This window comes from Brucella sp. NBRC 12953 (assembly GCF_040369775.1).
GTDB lineage: Bacteria > Pseudomonadota > Alphaproteobacteria > Rhizobiales > Rhizobiaceae > Brucella > Brucella pseudogrignonensis.
Window position 1 is genome coordinate 88,300 of sequence record NZ_BAABSV010000002.1, and the last position, 25,483, is coordinate 113,782.

A 25,483-nucleotide genomic window follows, 5' to 3' on the forward strand; every position below is an offset into this window, starting at 1 on the left:
CCCTGCTGCCAGATAGTGGCAGTAGGGTCGATTTGCGCGATAATGCCCTATCCGGAGCTAACCGCTTATCTCTGATTGATCCACTGCACCAGCCTCGCTGCCGATTCATCAACCTGTTGCGGATCGCGACAGAAGCAAAGACGGAAGAAGCCCTCACCGCCCAGACCAAATGCGCTGCCCGGTGCAAGACCGACATTTGCATTATCGACCATATCGATTGCAGCCTGAACCGAATTCGTCACACCTTCGACGCCGAAGAACAGATAGAAAGCACCCTGTGGCGGCGCCAAACGCACCCTGCCAGTTTCCTGCAATGTCGCGCAGAGACGGTCCCGCGTTGAACGCGCACGCTCCACCTGCATGGCGATGAAGTCATCGCCATGGTCGAGCGCCGCAACCGCACCGCGCTGCATGAACTGCGCCACACCGGAATTGGAATACTGAATCATGTTCTCAACAACAGGGCCGATGGACGGATGTACCGTCATCCAACCCACGCGCCAGCCTGTCATCGCCCAGTTCTTTGAGAAGGAATTGACGAAGATGATACGGTCATCCGGCTCCATGATATCCATGAAGGATGGCGCACGCCCACCGCCATAATAGAAATGGGTGTAAATCTCATCGGCAATGATCCAGATGCCCTTCTCACGGGCCAGATTGAGGATGAAGCGCAGCGTCTCAATATCGGCAGTCCAGCCAGTCGGATTGGACGGCGTATTGATGAACATGGCGCGGGTGTGTGGTGTAATCGCAGCAGCAATCTTCTCAGGATCGAGAACCCAGCCATTGGCGCCGAATTCGAGCTCGACCGGCACAGGAACTGCCCCTGCAAGCCCTGCCGCACCCACAAAGTTAGGCCAGGCAGGTGAAAGATAGATTGCTTCTTCACCCGCACCAGTGGTTGCCTTCAGCGCCATTTCAATGGCGTGCATTCCTGAACCGGTGACATAGAAGTTTTCAGGATTGAAGGATTGCGGGAAATGACGCGCGTGATAACGGGCAAGCGCTTCACGGAGTTCAGGAATGCCAGCCTGCCACGTATAGAAGGTTTCACCATCTGCGATACCCTTCTGGGCCGCCTCACGGATGAAATCAGGAGTGGGCAGATCGCCCTCTCCAACCCACAGCGGAATTAGTCCCGGCTTACCCCGGCCATGATTGGCAACGGCAACAATGCCGCTTTCGGGTGACTGGGCTGCTTCAGGTCGAAGTTTGGCGATAAGCGTCATTTGTTCCCACATAAAATCCGGTTGTGCTTGCACCTGATTAGCAAGGAGCACACATGAAATCATGTGGTATTTTGTGATGATCCGATCAGCCTTATTGATGGATCAAACGAGAAACGGAGCCCGAAGGCTCCGCTCTTGTTAAAATATTCTGAAAGCAATCAGGCTTTGCTCTGCTTTGCCAGAAGATCGCGGATTTCGGCCAGCAGAACTTCATCGCGTGGCAGCTCTGCTGCAGCTTCCGGCTTGGCTTCTTCCTTCTTCTTGAGGCGGTTCATCGCCTTGACCACGATGAAGAGAACCCAGGCAACGATCAGGAAGTTGATGAGCAGGGTAACGAAGTTACCATAAGCAATGGTCGCGCCAGCTTCACGAGCAGCAGCGAGCGTGGACTTTGGATCGCCAGCAAGCTGGATGAACATGTTGGAGAAGTCGATACCACCGGTGATCAAGCCAATGACCGGCATGATGATGTCATTGACGATGGAGTTAACGAGACCACCAAATGCCCCGCCGATGATAACACCGATGGCCAGATCGACCATGTTGCCCTTGAGAGCAAATTCTCTGAATTCTTTCAACATTAGCCAGTATCCCTCTCAAACACGAGCTTAACCGGGGCCGTCTTTGCTGCGGGTAAGCTTCGCCAGATAAATCACTACGATGAACTCCTGCGATCAGCCACGATCACAATTGTTCGCTCGCTAGATTGTAGGCGAAAATATTCAAAGAAAAGATGAACTTTCAAAAAGCACCAATTAGAGGCGTCTTTTTTTAAACTAGCTAAAGAAAGAGGCGCAGAAAATGCGCCCCTTATTTTTGATCTTATGCTGCAAAGCGTTTTGTTGCTTCAATCAATTCGTGGGTGATGCCCGGTTCAGTAACGGAATGCCCACTGTCTTCAACGATCTTCAGATCGGCTTCGGGCCACATCTTCTTGAGTTGCCATGCATTAATGAATGGCGTGCAGATATCATACCGTCCATGAACGATGACGCCCGGAATCTGTCGGATACGCTCAACATTCCGAAGAAGCTGGTCATCGCTTTCGAGGAAGCCACGGTTCTGGAAATAGTGACATTCGATCCGGGCGAAAGCGACCGCGTAGAGGTCTTCGCCGAAGGCTTCGACACGCGCTGGATCAGGCTGGATCGACAACACCGATCCTTCCCAACGCGCCCACAGACGAGCCGCAGCAAGCTGCACCTGCGGATCTCGATCCGTCAGACGCTTGTAGTAAGCTGCGATCATATCACCGCGTTCATCTTCCGGAATATGCTCCTGATAGGCCTCAAAGTGATCCGGGAAGATGATGCTTGCACCATTGGAGTACATCCAATCGACTTCAAACCGGCGCACCATGAAAATGCCGCGCAGAATGATTTCCGAGACATGCTCAGGATGAGTTTCGGCATAGGCCAGACCCAGTGTCGAGCCCCAGGAGCCGCCGAATACCTGCCATTTATCTAGACCGAGATGAGCGCGGATATGCTCCATATCGGCCACGAGATCCCAGGTGGTATTCTCACGCAGTTCAGCATGAGGCGTGGAGCGTCCGCAACCGCGCTGATCGAAAAGGATGATACGATATTTCTCGGGATCGTGCAGACGACGCATGGCAGGCGTGATGCCGCCGCCGGGACCGCCATGAATCATGATAACGGGTTTGCCATCAGGATTGCCGCATTGCTCGACATGGATGCGGTGCAGAGGCGAAACCTGCAGCATCTCTTCCTTGAAGGGCTGGATTTCAGGATAAAGCGTATTGCGCGTCATAAAGTGCCTTTTCGTTCCCGTTAGAGCCGTCCCCATCTTTGCCGGGTTGCTCTCGTTCATATGTGAAATTAGCACATAATGCGGCCAGAAGGCGGCAATGCGACATATGTTCAAGCCAAATACCGCTATTTTTGGTTGCCCGGATTGAAAATCGGCATAAAACAAAAGAGTTGCATGTAATAATGCATCGCTCGGGGAGGACATAGAAAATGGCGTGCGAGGCTTATGCAGTTTATCATCGCTGACGACCATCCGCTTTTCAGAGGCGCGTTGCGGCAGGTTCTGTCCAGTTTGCCTGAAGAGGCTGAAATCATCGAAGTCGGCGATTTCGATGCCGCGAAGAAACTGGTCGTAGAACGCGACGATATTGATCTGCTGCTGCTGGATCTTACGATGCCCGGAGGCACGGGCCTTTCCGGTCTGGTCACGCTTAAAGCGCTTCAGCCTGCTCTGCCGATCATCATTGTTTCAGCAACCGACGATGCCGCAACAATCCGCCACGCAGTCGAACTCGGGGCATCGGGTTTCATATCCAAATCGGCCAGTATGGAAGCCATTGGTGAAGCCGTACATGCGGTTCTTGCCGGCGACATCTGGACACCATCGGACATCGATCTTGATCAGGCACATGATCCGGAAATCGAAGCGCTGATCAACAAGATCAGAACGCTTACACCGCAGCAAACGCGTGTTCTCACCATGCTCGCCGAGGGATTGCTCAACAAGCAGATCGCCTATGAGCTGAATGTTTCGGAAGCCACCGTCAAGGCGCATGTCTCCGCTGTTTTGCAGAAGCTTGGCGTTGACAGCCGCACACAGGCGGTCATTCTGCTGTCGCGCATCGGTAATGATGCGTTGAGCTCAGAGCCACTCTGATAATTCATTCCGCTGCTGATTGGCGCTGATGCAATGCGCTTGATAAAAGCGAGCGCAGGGCTGCGGGACGCAGCGGCTTGTTTAACACCGTCACGTTCTCGTCGTCGGCTCGTTTGCGAACTTCCTTGGAACGATCAGCCGTCAGCAGAATAGCCGGAATCTCATGCCCGAAACTCTCGCGCGTGAAACCGATCATATCCAGCCCGTTCTCATTATCGAGATGATAGTCAGCCACGATAATATCCGGCGCCACTTCACGCTCCACACAGAACACTTTCAGCCCAGCACCCCCGCGCAGCGTTGTCACATTGCAGCCCCAGCCATTGAGCAGGGTTTCCATTCCGGCCAGAATATTAGCGTCGTTGTCGATGCAGAGCACGTCAAGCCCTGTCAGACTGGAGGCACGTTTCACGCCCTTGCGGCTGGCGATTTCCTCAACCGGCACCGCTTCATCGCTGATCGGAAGACAGAGCGTGAAAACGCTACCCTTGCCCGGGTCCGATGAAACCGTCAGCGGTAGTTCGAGCATCCGTGCGATACGATCGACGATCGAAAGACCAAGCCCCAGTCCTTCTGCCTCGCGCATTCCTTCATCGAGGCGCGTGAATTCGCGGAAAACGAGTTTAAGCTTCGGCTTCGGGATACCGATACCTGTATCAAGCACCTGCAATTCCACAACATTGCCGCGACGACGGACGCCTAAGAGAATGCCGCCTTTACGGCTGTATTTGATAGCATTGGAAACGAGGTTCTGGATAAGACGACGCAGCATGTTGCGATCAGTCTTGACCACGATACTCGATGGAACCACGCGCAGTTTCAGCCCTTTTTTGCGTGCCATCGGCGTGAAATCAGTGGCGATCTGGCTCAAAAGCCGGTCGAGCCGGAAGGCCGAAACTTCAGGCTTCAGCGCACCCGTATCAAGTCGCGATATATCGAGGACCATTCCGAGAATGGCTTCCACTGATTCAAGTGAAGAATCGATGTTTCGGGCGAGCTGGCTTGTTTCTGCACGACCGAGTTTTTCGGCCAGTGCGGTGCTGTAAAGCCGTGCTGCATTGAGCGGTTGCAAAATGTCGTGACCAGCCGCAGCAAGAAAGCGCGTCTTACCCAGATTGGCTTCTTCGGCGACGCTCTGCGCTTTGGCAAGTTTCTGGTTCACATGGGTTAGTTCTGCCGTACGGTCAGCAACGCGCTGCTCCAGCACTTCCGCGGCCCGCTGACGGCTGATATCCGCCTCGACCTCATCAGTAATATCGGTATAGGTCGCCACGAGACCGCCATCTGGCATCGGATTGGAATTGATTTCCAACACCTTACCCGTCGATTTCAGCGTCAGACGCCACGGTTTGCGCAATGTCGCCAGCGAACGAATGGCGGCGTTCTGTGCATTGGCTGCGAGATCGCCGCTACGCGCCAGATGCTCCACAATCTCGGATACCGGTATGCCCACCTGCATCACTTCATCAGGCAGATCGAACAGCCTGCGAAACTGACGGTTCCAGCAGGTTAGCCGCAAGTCCTTATCGAGAACCGTGATACCCTGGTCCATCTGGTCGAGAGCGATCTGCAAAAGATCGCGGTTTTGTTGCAGGGCAACGGAAGCATCATCCAGCAACTGCCGCGCATCGCGTGCTGATGCGTCATTGCGCTTGAGCAGCAAGGACAGAACCAGACGTGCCGACGAAGAGCCGACGGCCGTGCCAAGCAATTGTTCTGCGTAGCGGATGAGCGGCGTGTCAACTGTCATGCCCGGATCAAGCCTGCGCTGCTCACGCCCTTCAAAACGCAGGAAAGCGCGCTCTACACGTTCGGCACCGAGATAACGGGCCATGGTTGCTTTGAGTTCGGCAACGGTAACGGTTGTGCGGAAACGCTTGAGCGTGGGGGTGCCGATAAAATAGCGTGGCAGGAAAATACTGGCCTGAATACGTTCAAGCGGCGTCGAGGCACGCGACAGCGAGCCAAGAAGATAGAACAACGTATTAGCGGCTAGGCTCCAGACCACGCCATTGGTGAGCGGTAGCATGTCAGTGCCAAACAGCGCTTCTGGGCGTAGAGCCGTGAACCCCAGAAATCCATCCCGCAAAATGGCAGCATTTTCAGGCGCAACCGTCGGCAACAACAGAGTGTAGGCCCAGATCAGAAAGCCCGCCGAAAGGCCCAGCATCGCTCCGCGTCCATTGGCATTGCGCCAGAACAGGCCGCCAATAAAAGACGGCACGAATTGCGCAATGGCCGCAAAGGATATGAGGCCAATGGATGCGAGATGAATATTGTTCGACGCCATGCGGTAATAGGCGAAGGCCAGTGCCAGAATACCGATAATCGTCAGCCGCCGGGTATTGAGAATGATCATCGTCAGATCACGCTGCTCTGTCGGATGGCGCACGGCCAATCTGCGGATGATCAGCGGCAGAACAAGGTGGTTGGAGATCATGATCGAGAGCGCCACGCAGGCAACAATCACCATTGCGGTCGCAGCCGAAAGCCCACCTAAAAACGCAATCAATGCCAGCCAGTGTGCGCCGGCTGAAAGTGGTAAAGCCAGTACATAAAGATCGCCGCTCACCGTATTTCCAAGCGTCATGACGCCAATCAGCGCAATCGGGAAAACGAAGATATTAATCAGGATCAAATAGAGCGGAAACAGCCACGACGCCGTGCGCAGTTCTTTTTCGCTGCGGCTTTCCACAACCGTCACATGAAACTGGCGCGGCAGCATAATGATGGCCGCAGCACTCAACATCGTATGCACAATCCATGTGCCGATGGATGTTTCGTAGTGAAATGCATCAAGCGCTGCGGGCGATTGCGAGATCTTTTCTATCAGTTCGCCAGGCGACCCAAACACGAAGAAAGTGCAGGCCAATCCCACAGCAAGGAAGGCGGAGAGTTTGATCAGTGATTCGAGCGCAACCGCCAGAATAAGCCCATTCTGGTGCTCGGTCGCATCCGTGTGGCGTGTACCGAACAGGATCGCAAAGACCGCCAGAACCGCTGCCACGGGCAGCGAAATATCGCCAAACACAAAGGACGAAGGATCAAAGGCTGAGCCGTAATGCTCCATCACCAGACCGACACTGCCGGAAACAGCTTTGAGCTGTAGCGCGATATAAGGAATGGACCCTACCGCTGCGATACAGGTTGCCAGCGACGCCACACCAAAGCTCTTGCCATAGCGCGCTGCCAGAAAATCGGCGATGGAAGTGATATGTTCGGCCTTAGCAAGCCGCACAATATGACGCAGCAGACGATTGCCAAGCGTGAAGACCAGAATAGGCCCGATATAAATGCCTAAGAACTCAAGCCCGCGCTGGGCTGATAAACCGACCGAGCCGAAGAAGGTCCACGACGTGCAGTAAACGGCAAGACTGAGTGCGTAAATATAGGGACGCGGGGCACTGCTCCAGCGCGCAGCACGTCTGTCGCCGATGCTTGCCACAGCAAACAGCATCAACAGATACAGAAATGCGACGCCTATAATTCCCCAGCCCTGCATTGCCGGACTTTCCTCCCCTGCCACCCCCCTTTATTGGTAAAGTAGACTAGGGAAGGCAAGCATTTTCAGGCAAAACACGCAAGCAATACTAAATAACGACAGGCCTACTGTTGTGCACCATTCGCTGGCTTCTCAGGCTCACTGTCAAAACTCTTTGCGACATCCATGAAGCGGCGCATGAAGCGTTCCATATAACCAAGCGACTGTTCGAACTCTGCATCGGACGGCAGCTTTGACGGCATAGCAGATGCAGCACCCGACTGAACTGCTGCAAGCTTATCCTCAAGCCTTTTCACGCGGTCCTGCAGATCGGAAATGTCGTTCTCATAAGCCTCGCGGTCTTCGGTTGCCATCTTGCAGACAAGCTGTCCCTGATGCTCATTGCAGACTGAAAGCGCACCCGTTCGCGTATCGAGCCGCACATAGCCGGTTTCCGTGCCTTCAAGGCGATAGCGGCCATTTTCCTGCGCATAAGCACTGCTGGCAATAAAGCCGGTCCCAAGAAGTGAAACCGTGGCGAGTGTGCGAAACAACGGCATGTTTTTGCCAGACATGGTTCTGTCTCCCTAATAGCCTGTTTAAACGCATCCCGTCCGAAAGCCGCTTCACACTTTTCGGGATGCACTCTATTTCTTCGCGCATTTTATCCAAAAACTGCTTTGCACTTTTCGGGATGCGCTTGAGCCTACCCCCATCATATGGGAGCTATGCGCGAAAAACGAACAAGTCATGCTTTGATTTTCTGATAAATTCGGGCTAGAGAGCCGCCATGACCAAAACGACCATCTACAAGATCGCCCCGCGCGATCTCTGGGCGCAGGCAGAAGAGGCTGGCAATTTTACCGGGGCACCCGTTGATATTGCCGATGGCTATATCCATTTCTCCACCAGTGAACAGGTGCGCGAAACAGCCGCCAAACATTTTGCCGGGCAAACGGATCTGCTGCTGGTAAGCGTAGATACAGCCGCCTTGGGCGATGCGCTGAAATTTGAAACCTCGCGCGGCGGGGCGCTGTTTCCGCATCTTTATGCAATGCTGCCACTATCGGCAGTGGTTAAGGTCGAGCCATTGCTGCTCGACAAAGATGGTCTCCACATCTTCCCGGAGCTTGAGGACAAATGAGCGGGCTTTTTGAACTTTTTGGGCGACGTGCATTGTTTACGTTCGACGCCGAGCAAGCGCATGGTCTGTCCATCGCAGGGCTGAAAACTGGCATTGTCACCTGCAGCCGTCCACATGACCCGGCACTTTCGGTTAAGATTGCAGGTCTACAGTTTCCAAATCCCGTGGGCATGGCAGCCGGTTATGACAAGAATGCCGAAGTCCCTGATGCACTCTTGAAGATCGGCTTTGGATTTACCGAAGTCGGCACCATCACGCCACGTCCGCAGAGTGGTAATCCGCGCCCGCGTATTTTCCGTCTGGTGGATGATCGTGCTGTGATCAATCGTCTTGGCTTCAACAATGAAGGCCACGATGCAGCGTTCAAGCGCCTTTCGCAGCGCGCTGGAAAGAGCGGTATTGTCGGCGTCAATATCGGTGCCAACAAGGATGCTGAAGACCGTATCGGCGATTATGTAGCCGGTATTCGCAAGTTCTATCAGCTGGCGCGGTATTTCACCGTGAACATCTCTTCGCCCAACACGCCGGGCCTGCGCAATTTGCAATCCCGCGATGCGCTGCGCGAGCTGCTCTCGCGTGTGCTTGCTGCCCGCGATGAAGAAGGCCAGATGTGTACGCTGAAGCGTCCGGTTTTCCTCAAGATCGCGCCTGATCTTGCAGACGAAGAGCTTGATGATATTGCGGCAGAAGCGCTTGAGCAGAAGCTCGACGGTATTATCGTTTCCAACACAACACTATCGCGCAATGGTCTGAACAGCACAGAGAACCGCGAAGAAACAGGTGGCCTTTCGGGCGCACCGCTATTTGAGCGTTCGACGATCATTCTGGCACGTATGCGCGAGCGCGTCGGCGCTGACATGCCGCTGATCGGTGTCGGTGGTATTGATAGTGCTGAAACCGCCCTTGCGAAAATCAAGGCGGGTGCTGATCTCATCCAGCTTTACACCGGCATGATCTATCGTGGTCCCGGTCTCGCATCCGAAATCGTGCGCGGACTTTCAGACGCCGTCAAAACAGAAGGCGTGGCAAGCATTTCTGATCTGCGCGACCGCGACACGAAGGAGTGGGCCGCGCGCCGTCTGCCTGACTAAACTTCTCCTGAACATGACCCCGAAAACTGGTTCCCACTTTTCGGGGTCATGCTTTAAAAAACTCTGTTCTGTATCTGCGCGGCAGCAACGCCAGAAGCGTGATGCCGCGGATCGATAGGAACAGATTGATTGCCAGCCAAAGCCCGTGATTTCCCATCACGGGCTTTACTGCATAAAGCACAGCCAAAAAGAATATCAGCGAGAAGAACATCATGTTGCGCATATCGCGCGACCATGTTGCGCCGATGTAAACGCCGTCCATATGGAATGCGAGCAGGCCGGTGAGCCCGGTTAATGCCGCCCATGGCAGATATTTGATCGCCTCATCGCGCACATCGGAAGCCTTCGACAGAAGGTCGATAATCGCATCACCAAAAACCAGCAAAGTGAATGCAATCAAACTGGCCATGACCAGCCCCCAAACGAAGGTGAGTTTCGCACCGCGAACAAATGCCGGGCTATAGCGCGCCCCGACCGAGCGGCCTACGATCTGCTCGACCGCTGCGGCCATACCATCGAGAAAGAAACCGCAGACGAGGAAGAAATTCATCAAAACCGCGTTTGCCGCCAGCGTCACCGGACCGAGCTCTGAGCCCGCGCGGGTGAAGAATGCAAAGGCTGTTAAAAGCAGAATGGAGCGGATCATGATGTCGCGGTTAAGCGCGACCATCCGCACAAGACCTTCTTTCTGAAAGATGCGCGCCCAATCAGGCCTGCGTCCTGTCGTGCGATTGAAGTGGCGCGCAACAAGCGTGAGGCCAACGATTGCCGCAACAGTTTCGCCCGTCACCGTGGCCCATGCAACACCCGCCACACCCCAGCCAAGTTCCAGCCCGAGCACAATGCAGAGAATAATATTGATACCGTTAATTAGCACCTGAAGGCTGAGCCCCAGAATACCCTGCCCCCGTCCGAGCAGCAGACCCAGTACGGAATAATTAATAAGCGCCACCGGTGCCGAAAGCATCCGGATTGACACATAAGTCACCATCGCTTCCTGAGTGGCAGGTGTCGGGTGAATGAAATCAGACGCAACAGTCAGCACGAGCGGCAGGCTCAGGATCATCAGCAAGCCAGCAGCAATCGCTATAATGATAGCCCGCCAGAATATGGCCTGTTCTTCCGCCTTGTCGCCTGCTCCCACCGCCTGTGCGACGAGCCCGGTTGTGCCGGAGCGCAGAAAGCTGAACATGGTCAGCAGAAAATCGAAAACCAGTGCGCCGATAGCGAGGCCACCGATCAATTCGGCCTGCCCCATTTGACCGACGACACCCATATCCACCAACCCCAGCAAGGGCGTGGTAACGGCGGCGAGTGTCATCGGCACGGCGATCATCATCACCATGCGATGGGTCACTTCAAATGGTCTGGAAACAATGCTCTGATCGTGCAGCATCTGATCCCTGGCTTTCCTCGAATATCGGTCGCAATATCGGTAAGCTCTATTCTGGAATCATTCAAAACGACAGTGAATTCGGCCACCGAATTGTCGCAGCCCTGGCAGCCTTATGTCAGGAGCGCGTTCAACAATATTCAGAGGCCGAGCATCATCGCCCAGTAGAGGCGACGCGGATTGTTTTCAGGCGTCGCCCATGCAAGGCCATAATGCTCGAAGGTCGGATCAAGCATATTCTTGCGATGCCCTGGTGATTTCATCCAGGCATCGAAAACGGCCTGCGTATTGGGCTGACCAGACGCGACATTTTCTGCAGCTGGACCGCGAATACCAGCCTGTTTGAGCCGCGAAACAAACCCATTGCCCCAGCCGACCGAGTGGCCGATCTTGCCATGGCTCGCCATACGACGTGCCTGATAAAGCGCTGCCTGCTCAAGCTTGCCGTTGGTTGCCATAAGCGGCAGACCGTTGGACTTGCGGATCTGATTGAAGAGCTCTGTCGGGTCAACGTCTGCCGCAGCGTCTGCAAAACCCGCGGGCAAAGCCGCAAAAGCCAGAGCGCCACCGGCGAGGATCAGAAACCCACGCCGGGTAAGGTTAAAAGTGTCGTTGTCTTGCATTTCCCGCTTCCGAAAGGCTTTTTACTACGCATTATCCTACGCAAAACCGCTTCGCACTTTCGCAGGAAATGCTCTGATTATTTCCGGTAGCTCAGGATACGGAGCAAAATAAAGGCAGGAATGACGACGGCTGCACCGAGGATGAGATAATCGGCAAAACCTGCAATGGCAGAGAAGCCCATGTTCCAAAGACGCAGAACGAAATCACGGATGCCATAGAGGATATCGTAAGGCGTCCAATGGAACGCGCTCATCACCACGCCAACCACCAGCGAGATCAGCACAAGCTTGATCAGCACGCGTGCAGGCGTATCGCCAAGAAAACGGTTTACACCATCAGACATGCAAATCTCCAGTATTTGGTCGCCTGCCAACCTGGCAGTTTCGCCGCGGAAAATAGGTCGTCGGCGCAGGATTCGCAAGTAAGCTCATAAATTCAGCGTTCTTTGCGATAATCGCGTGGCGGCTTCTGCTTCTGGCGCACAAACGAGCGGTTCATGCTACGCGTATCCGTAAAGCCGCTGGCGACTGCCACTTCCAGCAACGATAGCCCGGTTTCAGACAGCAGCTCCCGCGCCTTTTTAACGCGCAATTCTTCACGCACCTCAAAAGCCGTGCGCCCCACCGCCATGCGAAAACCGCGCTCCATCTGACGCACCGATATGCCCAGCTTGCGCGCAACATCGATCATCGGAACTGGCTCTTCCAGCGTTTCCTCAAAAATGCGGATCGCCTTACGGATCATCGGTGAACGCACACCATTAAAACTCAACGCCGGCTGTTCCGAGCGCACGAGCTCATAGGGGATCATAAGGATCGACGCGCTTTTACGTGCCAACTCCTCGGAGATTTCATTCTGGATGATCGAAAGTGAAAGCGATGCCGCGCCCAGGCCACCCGCACAGGTATAGTGCCGTCCGCTGCGATGAAAAAGGCTTGTCGTATCAGCGGTATGGCCATCGAAAAGATCGAGAAAATCATCACGATGGAACCAGCTGACACAACAGTTTCGGTCATCAAGCAAGCCGCCCTCAGCCAGCAGAAAGGCTGCTGTGCAAAGGCCCACAACGGTCTTGCCACGCTTATTGGCACGTTTGATAAGGTCAATCAAAGCCTGTTGACGCGGGCGGTACTGCGCAAGCAAACCGCCGACAACTGCCACATAATCGCACTCATCCAGCTCACCGATGGGTGCTGTCGGTTCAATCACCATACCGGAACTGGATGTGACCGGATCGCCCGACAATGTGCAGATTTTCCAGGCACACCGGATCTGGCGGCTTTTATCACGATCATCGGCTGCAAGGCGAAATGGGTCGAGAAACAGGCTGAGGGCCGTCAGCGTAAAACCGGGCAACGCAACGATGCCCACGGACAGACGGCGCGATGGCACATCCGTTATGATTTCCCGAACCTCATCCTTCCCATTTCTCACCTAAGCAGTCCTCCACCACATCCCACTTTATACGAACGGGATCAGGAAGAACGCAATCACCTGAAATGCTTGGAGAGCTTAAGTTGCTGCGCCTGATAGTTCGATCCCAGATCGAGGCCATAGAGCGCTTTCGGGCGATTCAACATATGCTCATAAACAAGACGGCCGACAATCTGGCCATGTTCGAGAATGAACGGGACTTCATGACTGCGCACTTCCAGAACCGCACGGCTTCCCGTTCCACCAGCAGCGGTGTGACCGAAGCCCGGATCAAAGAAGCCTGCATAATGCACACGGAATTCACCGACCAGCGGGTCGAAAGGCGTCATTTCCGCTGCGAAAAGCGGCGGCACATGCACCGCTTCGCGCGAAACGAGGATATAGAATTCATCCGGGTCGAGCACCAGTTCACGCGACCCACGATCATAGATCGGCTCCCAGAAGTCGAGAACGTCATTGGCAGCTCGCTTATCGACATCGACAACAGCTGTGTGATGCTTTCCGCGATAGCCGATCAGCTTGTCTTTATCACCCGACAGATCAACTGACAGCGCGATGCCGCCGCCAGAGATATTTGGCTGTTCTGCAGCCACCAACGTTTCGTTCTGATGCAATGTTGCAAGTTCTGCTTCAGTGAGCTGGGCACGTCCCTGACGGAAACGGATTTGCGACAGGCGCGAGCCAGTGCGTGCAACAATCGGGAAAGTACGTGGGCTGACTTCGAGATAAAGCGGGCCATTATAGCCAGCAGGCACCTTGTCGAACTCCTGCGCACCATCGGCGATAACGCGGGTGAAAATATCAAGGCGGCCCGTCGAGCTTTTCGGGTTAGCGGAAGCAGACAATTCCGGCGAAAGCGACAAGCTTTCAAGCAATGGCACGATATAGACGCAGCCGGTTTCAAGCACCGCGCCTGCGGTCAAATCGATCTCGTGAAGCTTGAGACGTTCCAGCTTGTCGATAACCGGCGTTCCCGGACCGGGCATGAAGGATGCGCGCACACGATAGGCTTTCACACCCAATCGCAGGTCAAGACTTGCAGGCTGAATCTGATCGGCATCCAATGGACGCGCAGATTTGAGCAAACCGCTTTCAAACAGCGCGGCAATATCCGCATCTGCCAGAATTCCTGCTTCCCTCTGTGTCATACCACTGAACTCCGTGAATTACTTAAAATTGGTCTAAGACCATTGACCGCTCTAAGCACCGATGCCAACCCTCAAAGCCCTTGGTTTCGGGGTTTTCCGCAGGAATCAGAGGCCAAGCACCTTTCACCGGCAGCTCTTTTCCTGAAAACTGACCTTCCAAGCATTGACGACCCTGCCCAAGAGGCATAAGGAAAAAGTGTTCCGTGGTGATTTGGCCGGCCGGCTTGCAGCCACGTTAAAGAATTCGCTAAAATAAGGCCGCGGTTCGTTACCGGCCTTTTGCGTGTTCGCGAGGCCGGTTTTTTATTGGGCGCCGAGGCATTTCCAGGCCCCGGCCGACCAGCTTTCGACAGGTTGGAAAAAAATGACGAATAAGACTACCCGTAAGTTACGCCCGGCAACTCAGCTCGTTCATGCAGGATCGCTGCGTTCGGGCTTTGCAGAGTTGTCCGAAGCCCTCTATCTGACGCAGGGCTTTCTTTACCCGACGGCAGAAGCCGCTGAAGCGCGATTCACAGGCGAAGACCCGGGGTTCATCTATTCGCGTTATGCCAACCCAACCACAGACATGTTTGAAAAGCGCATGTGTGCGCTTGAAGGTGCCGAAGATGCGCGCGCCTTCACCTCCGGTATGGCGGCGGTCGCCGCCTCCATTCTCTGTCAGGTACAGGCTGGAGAACACGTCATCTGCGCACGCGCCGTCTTTGGGTCGTCGCGTTACATTATTGAAACGCTGCTGCCGCGCTATGGCGTTGAGTTTTCGATCATCGACGGCTCAAAGATTGAAAACTGGAAAGCAGCTGTTCGTCCGAACACCAAAGTGATGTTGCTCGAAAGCCCGTCGAACCCGACGCTCGAAGTGATCGACATTGCTGCTGTCGCAGACATTGCCAACGAAATCGGCGCAAAGCTGATCGTCGACAACGTGTTTGCAACGCCGCTTTACCAGAAGCCACTGGAACTCGGCGCGCATATCGTCGTCTATTCGACCACCAAGCATATTGATGGTCAGGGCCGTTGTCTTGGCGGGATCATTCTTTCCGATCAGGAGTGGACTGAAGAAGTTCTCCAGCCTTACTTCCGTCATACCGGTCCGGGTATGAGCCCATTTAATGCATGGATCATGCTCAAAGGCCTCGAAACGCTCGGTGTTCGCGTGCGTCAGCAGACACAGTCGGCTGCAGCCGTTGCCGATGCGCTTGCCGGTCAGGCAGGTGTGAAACAGGTCATTTATCCCGGCCGCGCTGACCACCCACAAGCCGATATCATCGCCAAGCAGATGACTGGCGGCTCGACGCTGATTGCGCTGGAACTCGAAGGCGGCAAGGAAGCTGCGTTCAAGTTTGAAAATGCGCTGCAGGTCTTCAGCATTTCCAACAATCTGGGCGATGCAAAGAGCATCATCACTCATCCCGCCACAACTACGCATCAGAGCCTCACGGACGAAGCCCGCGCGGAACTCGGTATTTCTGACGGTATGTTGCGTATCTCCGTCGGTCTCGAAGATCAGGATGATCTGGTTGAGGATGTGCTGGAAGCGCTAGCTGCCACTCGATAACAAAAATCGACTAATTTTGCAGCTTTCGACCGCAAAACGATGCATAAACGACGCAATTGCCGGAACATTTCGGCAATTGCGCTGCATTTGTCGGCATCAACTCGTTGACCTCCCGCGCAACTTTAGCGATAGGTGAGACAAGTAGACTTGATGCGATTCAAAGGCGGGTGCGTATGTACAAAGCGGTAACGCGGGGTATCGAAGTAACGGCTGAACCGTTTTATCTCGAAGACCAGTCCGAGCCAGAAGACAACCGCTATGTCTGGGGCTACCGGATCACAATCGCCAACAATTCATCTCAGACTGTACAGTTGCGCTCGCGTTACTGGCAGATCACAGACGGCAATGGCCATATTGAAGAAGTACAGGGCGCAGGCGTTATCGGCGAACAGCCGACGCTTAATCCCGGCGACTCTTATCAATACTCTTCAGGCTGCCCCTTGAGCACGACATCCGGTGTCATGGTTGGGCGATATCAAATGCAGGCTTCCGACGGGAATGCCTTTGAAGTCGATATTCCGGCTTTCTCGCTGGATATTCCAGAAGCCCGCCGCACGCTGAATTAAAAAAGGCGCTTCTCTTGAAGCGCCTTTTTCATTCGTCACATATCCCGAAAACCGCGTCGCGCTTTTTCGGGATGCGCTTATTTATTTCGCAAACTGTGCAGGATCAAACTCATAGGTTTTGGAGCAGAATTCGCACGTAACCGAAATCTTGCCATCCTCGACGCTATCGTGAATTTCTTCAGCCGAGAAGTTTGAAAAGACACCTTCGATCTTTTCGCGCGAACAGGCGCAATCATCGACAACCCGGATCGCCTCATAGATGCGAACGCCACGCTCATGGAACAGACGATAAAGCAGACGTTCCGAGCCAACCTGCGGGTCGGTCAGTTCCGAGCTTTCAATCGTGCCAACCAGCGAGCGCGCTTCATCCCAGCCGTCGTCTTCAAGGTCGAGAACAACTGTGTTTTCGTCGCCATCGCCACCCGGAAGGTCCGGCATGCGTGACCGAATTTCGGATTCCGGCAGGAACTGGATCATCAAGCCACCGGCGCGCCAACGTTCGACCAGTTTGCCGTCGCTGCCGCGCTCAACGAGCTTTGCAACGCTTAGCTTCATATCGGTTGCAATCTGCTCCGACTGGCGGAAGTAGGTGCGTGCGATCTCTTCCAGCGTCGATCCATCAAGAGCCACAATGCCCTGATAGCGCTGCGTGTGGGAACCCTGGTCAACCGTAAAAGCAAGCGTGCCACGGCCAAGCAGTTCTTCCGGACGTGTCTTGCCTGCGCTCACCGCTTCCGCGACGCGCTCGGCATCAAAACGCGCGTAAGCACGCACCGAACGCGGTGTACGGAAATCCACGACCAGCATATCGACAGGTCCGTCGGACTGGGTCTGGAAGATGAACTTGCCTTCGAATTTCAGAGACGTGCCAAGCAGAACCGTGAGCACAGTCGCTTCTGCCAGCAGGCGTGCAACTGTTTCCGGATAGTTATGACGCTTGAGAATAGCGTCAATGCTTGCACCCAACTGAACGGCGCGACCGCGCACGTCGAGCCCTTCCACCTGGAAGGGCACAACGGCGTCATCGCCCGCGAAGTCGAAGTTATTCAGGTCGATCTGAACGACTTCTTCTTCGTTATGCTCAATGCTGGTCTTGTCAGCCAAATTATGCTCCTTGCAGGCACCATGCCAGAATGGCCTTCTGGGCGTGGAGCCTGTTTTCAGCTTCATCGAATACGACCGATTGCGGGCCGTCGATCACTTCGTCGGTCACTTCCTCGCCGCGATGTGCGGGCAGGCAGTGCATGAAAAGCGCCTTCGGGTCAGCTTTAGCCATCAGATGCGCATTCACCTGATAGGGCATGAAAACATTATGGCCGCGAGCGTGATCTTCCTGCCCCATCGAAACCCAGGTGTCTGTGACGATGCAATCTGCACCGTTCACTGCCTTGTCCGGGTCTACTGTGGACAGGATTTTCGCGCCGTTTGCCTTTGCCCAATCGATATATTGCTGCTTCGGCTCGCTGCCTTCCGGCGTTGCGATATTGACGTTGAAATCAAAACGCGCCGCAGCTTCCACAAGCGAATGCAGGACGTTGTTACCGTCCCCCATCCAGGCAAAGGTCTTGCCTTTGATCGAGCCGCGATGTTCCTCATATGTAAGAACGTCAGCCATGATCTGACAAGGGTGTGTGTCGTCGGTCAGTGCATTAATCACTGGAACAGTCGCGTATTCAGCCAATTCCAGCATACGATCATGCGATGTCGTGCGGATCATGATCGCGTCAACATAGCGCGAAAGCACCTTGGCGGTGTCCGCAATCGTTTCGCTGCGACCGAGCTGCATCTCCGACCCCGTGAGCATGATCGTCTCACCGCCGAGCTGACGCATACCGACGTCAAACGATACGCGGGTACGGGTGGACGGTTTCTCGAAAATCATCGCCAGAACCTTGCCAGCGAAAGGCTTTTCGATCTCGCCAGCCTTCAGACGTGCTTTGCGGGCCTTGGCGTCTTCCATGATGACACGCAGTTCCGATGATGGAACCGTCGATAAATCGATGAAGTGCTTGATACCGTTGTTCGCCATGATTTTATGCCGTCTTGCTGATCGGATTTGCGACGGAAAGCCGTTCAACGGCCGCTTCAATGCGTGCCAGTGCTTCACGGGCCTCTTCAGGCGTCGTCACCAGCGGAGGCAGGATACGAACGACATTGTCGCCAGCGCCAACGCTGAGCAGATGCTCATCACGCAGAGCCTGAATAAGGTTCACGTTAGGAACCACGCACTTGATGCCCATCAACAGGCCGCGACCGCGTACTTCCGAAATGACGTTCGGAAAACGATCGATGATCGAGGCAAGGCCCTGCTTCATGGTCAGCGCGGTTTCCTGCACGTTTTCAAGGAATCCATCAGCCAGCACGACATCAAGCACGGCATTGCCGACAGCCATAGCAAGCGGATTGCCGCCGTAGGTCGTGCCGTGAACGCCTGCCACCATTCCCTTGGCAGCTTCTGCTGTTGCAAGGCAAGCGCCCATTGGGAAGCCACCGCCGATACCCTTTGCAACTGCCATGATGTCTGGCGTGATACCCGACCACTCATGGGCGAAAAGCTTGCCGGTACGGCCAACGCCGGTCTGTACTTCATCGAGGATCAGAAGAAGACCCTTGTCGTCGCAGATCTTGCGCAGAAGACGCATGAATTCTTCAGGGAAGCCGCGGAGACCGCCCTCGCCCTGCACAGGCTCAAGCAGAATTGCTGCAGTTTCTTCGGTGATTGCGGCACGCAGCGCTGCTTCATCGCCGAATGGAACCTGATCGAAGCCCTCGACCTTCGGGCCGAAACCTTCGAGATACTTAGCCTGACCGCCAGCAGCGATCGTTGCCAGTGTACGGCCGTGGAACGCGCCTTCAAAGGTGATGACGCGGAAGCGCTCAGGATTGCCGTTTACATAATGATAGCGGCGTGCGGTCTTAATCGCGCATTCCAGCGCTTCAGCACCGGAATTGGTGAAGAATACTTTGTCTGCAAAAGTCGCATCTACGAGACGCTTGCCAAGCTTTTCCTGACCAGGAACTTCATAGAGGTTCGACAGGTGCCAGAGCTTGTCAGCCTGCTCTTTAAGCGTATTAACCAGATGCGGATGGGAGTGGCCCAGCGAGTTAACCGCGATGCCAGCTGCGAAATCGAGATAACGGTCGCCGCCTTCGGTAATAAGCCAGATGCCCTCACCTCGCTCGAAGCGCAGAGCCGCACGATTGTAAGTGTCGTAGAGCGGTTGCACAGTCGTAACGTCGGTCATTGCAGTCAGGCCTCCATTAGCCTTTTAAATGCAGCGCCTCCGGCTAGGGCCGGTCAGGCAGCGTTTCCCATTGTGTTGATGTCCCGCACATGAACGCAATCGTTCACTGGCGGGTTCGGGGATCACATGTCTTTGCATGGTCCTCCCGGCGGAAATAAAAAACCGCCCTCAGGGCGGCAATATTTAATCCCGCGCGTATATTGGCGCTCGCAAAAAAAATGTCAATCAAAGCCCACCCGGATAATCATGCATCTTTATGCATGAGTTCATGCGGGAAGCTCACATTATAAAGAGCGGGATTAAGATGGCACCTATGCAGTTGCAGGGGTGGCATTTTGCCGATCGGGTCGATATATAGACGCCAGATGTCTTCCCCGACGGGAAATCCCTCTGAAATGCACCCGCGAAATACGCGTAGCTGACTCAGAAAAACCGTCTTTAGCACCCAAGTTGGGGAAAACCATAAAAATGGAATCCGCCTGGCAAGGCTATCCCTTGTCATGGAGTCGTTCGGTATTGTAGTTTCTATTTAAAGTAAAAAACTACATTTCGTACGGCGGACCTAGTCACCCGGATAGATATAGTGTTTGTGCCTGGAGCAATCCGGGGACGCTGGTGGATTCCGGATAACGAAAACTGATTGGAGCCCAGGGCGATGAACTGGACAGATGAGCGCGTCGAACTGCTAAAGAAATTATGGAACGAAGGCTTGAGTGCAAGCCAGATCGCAGCGCAGCTTGGCGGCGTCAGCCGCAATGCAGTGATCGGCAAAGTGCACCGCCTGAAGCTTTCGGGTCGTGGCAAGACCACGACCGCAGCCCCACGCAGTAAAAAAGTAAATACCGTTGCAGCGACCCCGCGTCCTGCAGCAACCACCCATAGCAATGGTGCAAGCCGCCCACAGGCGACCACAACCATTCGCACAGCAACTGTCACGCAGACCGTCGGCGCAACCGCGCTTCAGATGGAGTACGTTGCAGATGCCGTAACAGAACGCGTCGTACGCCCAGCGTCAGACGTTGTTGTTCCAATCTCCCGTAAGCTGACGCTTCTGCAGCTCAGCGAGCGCACCTGCAAGTGGCCGATTGGCGATCCGCTCAATGAAGATTTCCACTTCTGCGGCAGTGAATCCGGTGAATCCAGCCCATATTGCAGCTATCATTCGAAGCTGGCTTTCCAGCCGACGGCGGAACGTCGTCGCGCGCGCTAATCTCCTTTACCAGCGTCCAATAAATTTAAACCCCGGCAGCGTTTCCGCTCCGGGGTTTTTTCTTTGCTCTCTCCTCAAGGCAGCTCCCAACTGTCCGTTACAGCGGTTCCAGTTAAGAAAGAATCGTTGGAATCGCTGTAACTATTTGTTTTTACGCATTATCCTACGCAAAACCGCTTCGCACTTTTGCTGGAAATGCTATAAGAAGCATGGATGATCTGCCTACGCCCGCTTGGGCAGACGGACCATAAAGGTAGAACCTTCGCCAAGCTGCGAGCGCACAACAAGGCGGGCGCGATGGCGAGCGAGGATGTGCTTGACGATAGCAAGTCCCAGACCTGTTCCCTTTTGAGCGCGGCTTGTTTCGACATCGATGCGGTAAAAGCGTTCGGTCAGCCGCGGGAGATGCTCGGCAGCAATGCCCGGACCAAAATCCTGCACCGAAGCTACGACTTCCGAGGCATTTTCGCTGCTCTCTTCTTCCAGGCTTAGAATAATACGTTTGCCGCCCTGCCCATACTTACAGGCATTTTCAACGAGGTTCTGGAAAACCTGGATAAGTTCATCTCTGGTGCCAGTCACGTTGACCTGATGATCCGGGAAGTGCCGCTCAATGACGACATCAAGACCCGCGGCGAGAGGTGTCAGCGTGTCGGCTACGTGGTTGAGCACAGCGGTCATATCCACACATTCGCTCACCGCCAAATGCGCGCGCATTTCCAAACGTGAGAGAGAAAGCAGATCGTCAATCAAACGCGACATGCGCTCGGCCTGTTTCTGCATGATACCCAGAAACCGCTCGCGTGCGCCTGCATCATTGCGTGCCGGGCCTTGCAGCGTCTCGATGAACCCAAGCAATGAGGCAAGCGGCGTACGCAACTCGTGACTGGCATTAGCGATAAAGTCCGAACGCATACGGTCGATGCGACGTGTTTCACTTTGATCGCGGAACAGAAGAACGAAAAGTTCCGGTTTGCCCGATGCATCCCTTAGAGCCTTCACCATCGCCTTATACCAGCGGTCAATCGGCACACGCTCGAAATAATCTATGCTGCGCGGCTCACCGTCAGCAATCACGCCTTGAATAAGTGCGTGCATTTCCGGAGCACGAAACCGCAGATAAAGACCTGTATCTTTTTCAAGCGACTGGAAGGCACTGAGCGCTGCAGCATTTGCGAACAGCACAGTTCCACGCTGATCGAATACAATCATCGGATCGGTCAGAAGATCGGCAAGCCGCTCACCGGAAACACCAGCCATTTCATTGACGGGATGTTCATCCTGCAGCTTTTCCTCAACAGGGTCATCGCGCGTGGCGCTTGCGACCCAGATGGCGCCAACGACGACCAGAACCATCAAAAGGATGCGAAACCACAAGGGCAACTCCAGCACCATGATGCAAACCACCAACACCAGGCTGGCAATAAGCACACCCTTGACCCTGAGAAGCGGAGCAAAGAGGGTTTCCTCTGGCTCGGAACCGGGAGAAGGTTGGTTGCTGCTTTCATTCATTCTCAAATCTCTCAATTCAGACAGCGCGCAAGCCATTTACCTTACGCATGTAATTGTCCCGAAAGCGGGTCAACGATCCTTTACGCGGCTTATAAACAGCCCATATCATGCATTAAAGCGTATCGCATTTTATCATTTCCAAATGATGCGCTTTAAGTCCTTGTTCTTGCGCATGTCGTTATCGGATCGTAGCGGGATTAGAAATCAGCCCAGTAAACTGATTTCCCCGCGAAGACGGTTTCCCAATTTCTGCGGCATGCACTAGTTTCGGCGGGCACTGCGTAAACGTGCCTTTATATAAACCAAAGGAGCTTGCCGTGGGTGACAGTTCAAAGACAGCTAACAAAAAGAAAGCGGAAAAAGACAATTCAAAATCCGGCGACAAGCCTCTGAAGATCAAAATCGAAGGCGACACCCACAAGTTCGACATCAACGATCCCAAGCTTCCGGACTGGATTGATGACCAGGCTCTGCAATCTGGCGGATATCCTTATCCTGATAAAATGAAATCGAAGGATTATGAGGAAACGCTGGAGCGGCTTCAAATCGAGCTCGTCAAAATGCAATACTGGCTGCAAAGTACCGGTGGACGGGTAATCAGCGTCTTTGAAGGGCGGGATGCTGCTGGAAAAGGTGGAACAATCTTCACCATCCGGCAGTTCATGAACCCCAGAACTGCGCGCAATGTCGCCTTGCCAAAGCCCACTGAAACCGAGCGCGGTCAATGGTATTTTCAGCGCTACGTACAGCTCTTCCCCACGTCGGGTGAATTCGTCACCTTCGACCGTTCCTGGTATAACCGTGCAGGTGTTGAGCGCGTCATGCAGTTCTGTACGCCCGAGCAACTTGAAACGTTTCTGACGGAAACGCCTGATTTCGAGCGGATGATCGTCACCGAAGGTATCCACCTGTTCAAGTTCTGGCTGGATATCGGACAGGAAATGCAGCTCAAGCGTTTCCATGAGCGCCGCCACAGCCCACTGAAAAGCTGGAAATTCTCACCGATGGATGTTGCGGGCATTTCACGCTGGGATGACTATTCCAAAGCGCTGCATGTCATGCTCGAGCGCACAGATAGCGGTTACGCGCCATGGACGATTATTCGATCCAACGATAAGAGACGCGCCAGATTGGCTGCAATCCGGCGCATTCTCCTGAGTTTGCCTTATGAAGGGCGTGATCGCGAAGCCATCGGCCCCGAAGATCAATCCATTATCGGACGAGGCGCTGAGTTTCTTGCTTCCAAAACACCGGCGGCATCCGATTCCGGCAAATAGAACGTGCTTGGCTGGTGTGGTGTTTTCTCCCAGAGATGCGGCTTCCACACCAGCTGCCACAGAGCTCGCCATGCCGAAACTGAGATCAAGACCCAATAGGCTGGGATGGCGAGAATATAGGCATAACCGCCTAATTCCGTCGGCTCCATAGTCTTCGATCCAAGCACATAGAAACTCAGGTAGGCCAGCATGATATTGATCATATCAATGCGCAACAGCCACTGGTTTTGGGAATCGAGAGGGCCAAACAGCATAAACCCTGCAAGAACCAGCACGGTCACCAGCATGAATGGATGCAGAAGCGCCGAACCGATAATACCCAAGGTGTAAATCTGGTTGACGACGAAGCGCCACCAGCCAAGCTCGCGCCAGGTGGCATATGGATTACGTCCATGAACGAGCCATGTCTGCATCCAGCCTTTGATCCAGCGCGTGCGCTGCTTATGCCAGACCGAATAGTCAACCGGCGCGTCTTCGACGGTGCCCCGCGTGATAACATCGATACCGTAACCAAAGCGAGCGAGCCGCATTCCAAGATCGGCATCCTCGGTGACATTATAGGCGTCCCACCCACCAACCTGGTCAAGGCAGGAACGGCGGAAGTGATTGGATGTGCCGCCCAGTGGGATAACCAATCCTTGGGAAGCAAGCCATGGCAACAACCCACGGAACAGTGTGGCATACTCAAATGCAAACATACGCGTGAGCAGGTTTTGCCGGAAGTTTCCGATAATCAAAGGCGCCTGAACGCAAGCAAGCTGATCGCCACCCCGCTGAAACGCCTGCCATGCCTCAAGCAGCTGATCTGGATGAGGACGATCCTCTGCATCAAAGACGGCGATGATTTCGCCGCGTGCAAATTGAAGCGCATAGTTCAACGCCTTCGGCTTGGTGCGCGGACCGCCTGTTGGAACGAGAACCAGCTCATAATTTGATGGAAGAGACCTCGCCCTGATTTCCCCGATGGTATCAAAATCGTCTCTCTCGCAGACAAGTTTGATATCGAGTTTGCTGCGCGGCCAGTTAAGCCTCTCCAGCGAAGCAATTAGTTGCCCCACAACTGCTTGTTCACGATAGAGCGGTACCAGAACAGAGTAGACCGGCAAGTCGCGTCGATTAAACGGCACGATTTCTGGAAAACGCAGACGACGGCTTGAAACCGCTGCGAAGAGGCGGATGAGTACACAGCCGAAAAAAAACAATGTCAGACAGACGTGCAGGAATAGAATAGTTTTTGACGGCCAATTCACGAAACTCGCAATAAACGCATAAAGCCCCATCGCAATGATGAAAGCCTGTGGCGTTTCAAGGACCCGGGCTGCTGAAAACAGCTGCGGCGTCATTCCATGCGCCCGCGCGATCAAATCCTTCTGATGGCGCTGGCGAAGAATCTTCTTGATGACCGACGGTGTGGAAACTCTAATCCGCTCCCGCAGTTCTGGTGTTTGCTGAATATGGTCGCGCAGTTTTGCAATACGACTTTCAGTAGGGGCGAGATAAAGATAGGAGGTGCCGTCCTTTCCGAGCACCATCAACAGTCCCGGCTCCGTAAAAATCGCCGATGTCTCTTCACCCGTAACAAAGACGCGTGACGAGAGGACCTCCTCTGTGAATGTCAATTCGAGATAGTCAGCTATTGCTTCAAACAACAACGTCTCTGAAACACCCCGCTGATGCGAAATTTCGACGCAAAAGCTTGTCCCGTTGATGATGGATGCTTCATAGGCTTTCGTCAGGCAATCACGCGACACACCGCGTCGCTCCAATCTGGCAGATATGGCCGTGCATATCCCCAGATCGGAAGCAATCGATCCGTTACTCATAGTACCCCCGCACTACTAATGGACTATTTTTATTTTTCACTAATATTTATTATAATGCTCCATGAGGATTATTTATTTAACTAAATTATGTATTTA

General features: G+C 54.1%; 22 protein-coding genes and 1 riboswitch. Of the genes, 7 read left to right on the forward strand and 15 right to left on the reverse strand.

Annotation, left to right across the window (positions count from 1 at the left end; translation table 11 throughout):
• Positions 1-65: 65 nt before the first annotated feature.
• The 3 genes from ABWV94_RS04370 to pip form a co-directional block, all read right to left on the reverse strand.
• Complete coding sequence (locus ABWV94_RS04370; RefSeq protein WP_113495990.1) at positions 66-1,232, reverse strand: pyridoxal phosphate-dependent aminotransferase; 1,167 nt, start codon at positions 1,230-1,232, stop codon at positions 66-68.
• A gap of 158 nt (positions 1,233-1,390) precedes the next feature.
• Entirely contained in the window at positions 1,391-1,813 is a 423-nt protein-coding gene (gene mscL, locus ABWV94_RS04375; RefSeq protein WP_007873519.1) for a large conductance mechanosensitive channel protein MscL, read from the reverse strand.
• A gap of 241 nt (positions 1,814-2,054) precedes the next feature.
• The gene (gene pip, locus ABWV94_RS04380; RefSeq protein ID WP_007873518.1) at positions 2,055-3,005 is read right to left on the reverse strand and encodes a prolyl aminopeptidase; all 951 of its coding nucleotides are present in this window, start codon (positions 3,003-3,005) and stop codon (positions 2,055-2,057) included.
• Positions 3,006-3,230: 225 nt separating this feature from the next.
• Between pip and ABWV94_RS04385 the strand changes: the two genes are divergently transcribed.
• Positions 3,231-3,881, forward strand: coding sequence for a response regulator transcription factor (locus ABWV94_RS04385; protein WP_079211491.1), 651 nt, complete (start codon positions 3,231-3,233; stop codon positions 3,879-3,881).
• Positions 3,882-3,885: 4 nt separating this feature from the next.
• Here ABWV94_RS04385 and ABWV94_RS04390 read toward each other — a convergent pair whose 3' ends face one another.
• Positions 3,886-7,383, reverse strand: a complete 3,498-nt coding sequence (locus ABWV94_RS04390) for a PAS domain-containing hybrid sensor histidine kinase/response regulator (RefSeq protein WP_113495991.1) — start codon at positions 7,381-7,383, stop codon at positions 3,886-3,888.
• A 104-nt stretch (positions 7,384-7,487) separates the two neighbouring features.
• Positions 7,488-7,937, reverse strand: a complete 450-nt coding sequence (locus tag ABWV94_RS04395; protein ID WP_064320164.1) for a hypothetical protein — start codon at positions 7,935-7,937, stop codon at positions 7,488-7,490.
• A 215-nt stretch (positions 7,938-8,152) separates the two neighbouring features.
• On the opposite strand from ABWV94_RS04395, the gene ABWV94_RS04400 reads away from it, so the two are divergent.
• Together ABWV94_RS04400 and ABWV94_RS04405 are read left to right on the forward strand one after the other, a co-directional pair.
• Positions 8,153-8,506, forward strand: a complete 354-nt coding sequence (locus ABWV94_RS04400) for a DUF952 domain-containing protein (protein WP_007873513.1) — start codon at positions 8,153-8,155, stop codon at positions 8,504-8,506.
• Positions 8,503-9,597, forward strand: a complete 1,095-nt coding sequence (locus tag ABWV94_RS04405; protein WP_113495992.1) for a quinone-dependent dihydroorotate dehydrogenase — start codon at positions 8,503-8,505, stop codon at positions 9,595-9,597. The genes ABWV94_RS04400 and ABWV94_RS04405 overlap by 4 nt, the downstream gene beginning before the upstream one ends.
• Before the next feature lie 46 nt (positions 9,598-9,643).
• On the opposite strand, the gene ABWV94_RS04410 is transcribed toward ABWV94_RS04405, so the two are convergent.
• The 5 genes from ABWV94_RS04410 to ABWV94_RS04430 all read right to left on the reverse strand — a co-directional run bounded on the left by ABWV94_RS04410 (position 9,644) and on the right by ABWV94_RS04430 (position 14,196).
• Positions 9,644-10,993, reverse strand: coding sequence for an MATE family efflux transporter (locus ABWV94_RS04410; RefSeq protein WP_113495993.1), 1,350 nt, complete (start codon positions 10,991-10,993; stop codon positions 9,644-9,646).
• 137 nt (positions 10,994-11,130) lie between these two features.
• Complete coding sequence (locus ABWV94_RS04415) at positions 11,131-11,613, reverse strand: CAP domain-containing protein (RefSeq protein WP_105518155.1); 483 nt, start codon at positions 11,611-11,613, stop codon at positions 11,131-11,133.
• Between the two features lie 77 nt (positions 11,614-11,690).
• Positions 11,691-11,957: a DUF6460 domain-containing protein gene (locus tag ABWV94_RS04420; protein ID WP_007873508.1), complete on the reverse strand. Its 267-nt coding sequence runs from the start codon at positions 11,955-11,957 to the stop codon at positions 11,691-11,693.
• A 92-nt stretch (positions 11,958-12,049) separates the two neighbouring features.
• A complete protein-coding gene (locus ABWV94_RS04425) occupies positions 12,050-13,048 on the reverse strand; it encodes a GlxA family transcriptional regulator (RefSeq protein WP_113495994.1) in 999 nt (332 codons plus the stop codon).
• Positions 13,049-13,104: 56 nt separating this feature from the next.
• Positions 13,105-14,196, reverse strand: a complete 1,092-nt coding sequence (locus ABWV94_RS04430) for a 2'-deoxycytidine 5'-triphosphate deaminase (RefSeq protein ID WP_353412707.1) — start codon at positions 14,194-14,196, stop codon at positions 13,105-13,107.
• 193 nt (positions 14,197-14,389) lie between these two features.
• Positions 14,390-14,470, forward strand: a riboswitch (SAM riboswitch).
• Positions 14,471-14,560: 90 nt separating this feature from the next.
• Between ABWV94_RS04430 and ABWV94_RS04435 the strand changes: the two genes are divergently transcribed.
• Positions 14,561-15,754 carry an O-succinylhomoserine sulfhydrylase gene (locus tag ABWV94_RS04435; protein ID WP_113495995.1) on the forward strand — a complete coding sequence of 398 codons (1,194 nt, stop codon included), beginning with the start codon at positions 14,561-14,563 and terminating at the stop codon, positions 15,752-15,754.
• Positions 15,755-15,927: 173 nt separating this feature from the next.
• Complete coding sequence (apaG, locus tag ABWV94_RS04440) at positions 15,928-16,320, forward strand: Co2+/Mg2+ efflux facilitator ApaG/CorD (protein WP_064320158.1); 393 nt, start codon at positions 15,928-15,930, stop codon at positions 16,318-16,320.
• 81 nt (positions 16,321-16,401) lie between these two features.
• Here the strand turns inward: apaG and ABWV94_RS04445 are convergent, their stop codons facing one another.
• Genes ABWV94_RS04445 through ABWV94_RS04455 form a run of 3 tightly spaced genes read right to left on the reverse strand, consistent with a single transcriptional unit; the run spans position 16,402 to position 19,565 of the window.
• On the reverse strand, positions 16,402-17,424 hold the full coding sequence (locus tag ABWV94_RS04445) for an Hsp33 family molecular chaperone (RefSeq protein WP_113495996.1): 1,023 nt from the start codon (positions 17,422-17,424) through the stop codon (positions 16,402-16,404).
• A gap of 1 nt (position 17,425) precedes the next feature.
• Entirely contained in the window at positions 17,426-18,349 is a 924-nt protein-coding gene (gene argF, locus ABWV94_RS04450; protein WP_007873502.1) for an ornithine carbamoyltransferase, read from the reverse strand.
• Between the two features lie 4 nt (positions 18,350-18,353).
• Complete coding sequence (locus tag ABWV94_RS04455; RefSeq protein ID WP_064320155.1) at positions 18,354-19,565, reverse strand: aspartate aminotransferase family protein; 1,212 nt, start codon at positions 19,563-19,565, stop codon at positions 18,354-18,356.
• A 655-nt stretch (positions 19,566-20,220) separates the two neighbouring features.
• Here ABWV94_RS04455 and ABWV94_RS04460 point away from each other — a divergent pair.
• A complete protein-coding gene (locus ABWV94_RS04460) occupies positions 20,221-20,775 on the forward strand; it encodes a GcrA family cell cycle regulator (protein WP_007873500.1) in 555 nt (184 codons plus the stop codon).
• Positions 20,776-20,997: 222 nt separating this feature from the next.
• Here the strand turns inward: ABWV94_RS04460 and ABWV94_RS04465 are convergent, their stop codons facing one another.
• Positions 20,998-22,287 carry an ATP-binding protein gene (locus tag ABWV94_RS04465; RefSeq protein ID WP_113158893.1) on the reverse strand — a complete coding sequence of 430 codons (1,290 nt, stop codon included), beginning with the start codon at positions 22,285-22,287 and terminating at the stop codon, positions 20,998-21,000.
• 317 nt (positions 22,288-22,604) lie between these two features.
• Here ABWV94_RS04465 and ppk2 point away from each other — a divergent pair, with 317 nt between their 5' ends.
• Positions 22,605-23,564, forward strand: coding sequence for a polyphosphate kinase 2 (ppk2, locus tag ABWV94_RS04470; RefSeq protein WP_353412711.1), 960 nt, complete (start codon positions 22,605-22,607; stop codon positions 23,562-23,564).
• On the opposite strand, the gene ABWV94_RS04475 is transcribed toward ppk2, so the two are convergent.
• Complete coding sequence (locus tag ABWV94_RS04475; RefSeq protein WP_113495998.1) at positions 23,492-25,387, reverse strand: glycosyltransferase family 2 protein; 1,896 nt, start codon at positions 25,385-25,387, stop codon at positions 23,492-23,494. The genes ppk2 and ABWV94_RS04475 overlap by 73 nt on opposite strands.
• Positions 25,388-25,483 lie beyond the last annotated feature (96 nt).

Coding starts and splice junctions, on each gene's coding strand:
- ABWV94_RS04370 (WP_113495990.1), bottom strand. CDS start 1,232: ATGACGCTTATCGCCAAACTTCGACCTGAAGCAGCCCAGTCACCCGAA.
- mscL (WP_007873519.1), bottom strand. CDS start 1,813: ATGTTGAAAGAATTCAGAGAATTTGCTCTCAAGGGCAACATGGTCGAT.
- pip (WP_007873518.1), bottom strand. CDS start 3,005: ATGACGCGCAATACGCTTTATCCTGAAATCCAGCCCTTCAAGGAAGAG.
- ABWV94_RS04385 (WP_079211491.1), top strand. CDS start 3,231: ATGCAGTTTATCATCGCTGACGACCATCCGCTTTTCAGAGGCGCGTTG.
- ABWV94_RS04390 (WP_113495991.1), bottom strand. CDS start 7,383: ATGCAGGGCTGGGGAATTATAGGCGTCGCATTTCTGTATCTGTTGATG.
- ABWV94_RS04395 (WP_064320164.1), bottom strand. CDS start 7,937: ATGTCTGGCAAAAACATGCCGTTGTTTCGCACACTCGCCACGGTTTCA.
- ABWV94_RS04400 (WP_007873513.1), top strand. CDS start 8,153: ATGACCAAAACGACCATCTACAAGATCGCCCCGCGCGATCTCTGGGCG.
- ABWV94_RS04405 (WP_113495992.1), top strand. CDS start 8,503: ATGAGCGGGCTTTTTGAACTTTTTGGGCGACGTGCATTGTTTACGTTC.
- ABWV94_RS04410 (WP_113495993.1), bottom strand. CDS start 10,993: ATGCTGCACGATCAGAGCATTGTTTCCAGACCATTTGAAGTGACCCAT.
- ABWV94_RS04415 (WP_105518155.1), bottom strand. CDS start 11,613: ATGCAAGACAACGACACTTTTAACCTTACCCGGCGTGGGTTTCTGATC.
- ABWV94_RS04420 (WP_007873508.1), bottom strand. CDS start 11,957: ATGTCTGATGGTGTAAACCGTTTTCTTGGCGATACGCCTGCACGCGTG.
- ABWV94_RS04430 (WP_353412707.1), bottom strand. CDS start 14,196: ATGACACAGAGGGAAGCAGGAATTCTGGCAGATGCGGATATTGCCGCG.
- ABWV94_RS04435 (WP_113495995.1), top strand. CDS start 14,561: ATGACGAATAAGACTACCCGTAAGTTACGCCCGGCAACTCAGCTCGTT.
- apaG (WP_064320158.1), top strand. CDS start 15,928: ATGTACAAAGCGGTAACGCGGGGTATCGAAGTAACGGCTGAACCGTTT.
- argF (WP_007873502.1), bottom strand. CDS start 18,349: ATGGCGAACAACGGTATCAAGCACTTCATCGATTTATCGACGGTTCCA.
- ABWV94_RS04455 (WP_064320155.1), bottom strand. CDS start 19,565: ATGACCGACGTTACGACTGTGCAACCGCTCTACGACACTTACAATCGT.
- ABWV94_RS04460 (WP_007873500.1), top strand. CDS start 20,221: ATGAACTGGACAGATGAGCGCGTCGAACTGCTAAAGAAATTATGGAAC.
- ABWV94_RS04465 (WP_113158893.1), bottom strand. CDS start 22,287: ATGAATGAAAGCAGCAACCAACCTTCTCCCGGTTCCGAGCCAGAGGAA.
- ABWV94_RS04475 (WP_113495998.1), bottom strand. CDS start 25,387: ATGAGTAACGGATCGATTGCTTCCGATCTGGGGATATGCACGGCCATA.